Consider the following 319-nt stretch of genomic DNA (forward strand, 5'->3'; position numbering starts at 1 on the left):
TCCCGAACTCGGAAGTGAAACGTAGCTGCGCCGATGGTAGTGTGGCCTAAGCCATGCGAGAGTAGGTCATCGTCAGGGGCTTTACCCAAAACCCCGCTGCCAACGCAGCGGGGTTTTACTTTTTATGTAAGCACCTGGTTTTCATCACCAGTTGCAACGACAACTTCAAGAAGAACTTCAAGTTCATCAAATAAGTTGTTGACGGAAACGAAAAGCCTGACATAATAGGCGGCTCGCTTCGACGAAAGACCTTCGGGTTTGCCGCAGAAGCAGCAGCGTCAACCGCCTCGAAATGAGGTGTTGACGAAGCGGAAAAGCC

At 51.1% G+C, this 319-nt stretch carries 1 protein-coding gene; it reads right to left on the bottom strand.

Annotated features, from left to right (window positions below; all coding sequences use genetic code 11):
- Positions 1-115: 115 nt before the first annotated feature.
- Positions 116-319 (bottom strand): hypothetical protein (locus tag PAN08_RS17990; protein WP_269792872.1); only part of this gene is annotated, 204 nt, incomplete at its 5' end.

The organism is Stenotrophomonas sp. Iso1 (genome assembly GCF_027497995.1).
GTDB lineage: Bacteria > Pseudomonadota > Gammaproteobacteria > Xanthomonadales > Xanthomonadaceae > Stenotrophomonas.